Annotated in this window: 1 protein-coding gene; it reads right to left on the bottom strand. The window is 49.6% G+C overall.

Translation table 11 applies throughout. The features are described 5' to 3' along the window. Positions 1–260: radical SAM protein (locus AAEZ08_RS23105; RefSeq protein WP_500125205.1), on the bottom strand; the 260-nt coding region annotated here is incomplete at both ends.

The raw sequence follows: 260 nt of genomic DNA, 5'->3' as shown, positions 1-260 counted from the left end.
GAATCGACTCTGGCGCTTTGGGCATTTTTAGCAGCTCATGCACCCAATCGATGCGATCATCACGGCTTTCACCCATGCCAACGATGTTACCGCTACACACGCTAATACCAGAATTGCGCACATTGGTAATCGTATCTAAACGCTCATCATAGCTGCGCGTACTGACAACCTGCTCATAATAACGGCGCGAGGTGTCCAAATTGTGATTGTAATAATCCAATCCGGCATCCGCCAATTGCGCTGCTTGCTCAGTGTCGAGC

The sequence above is a fragment of the Pseudomonas sp. E45-MNA-CIBAN-0222 genome (assembly GCF_040310405.1).
Classification (GTDB): Bacteria; Pseudomonadota; Gammaproteobacteria; order Pseudomonadales; family Pseudomonadaceae; genus Stutzerimonas; species Stutzerimonas stutzeri_AC.
Note: the sequence above shows the minus strand (reverse complement) of the source record. Positions and strands in the feature narration are given on the sequence as shown.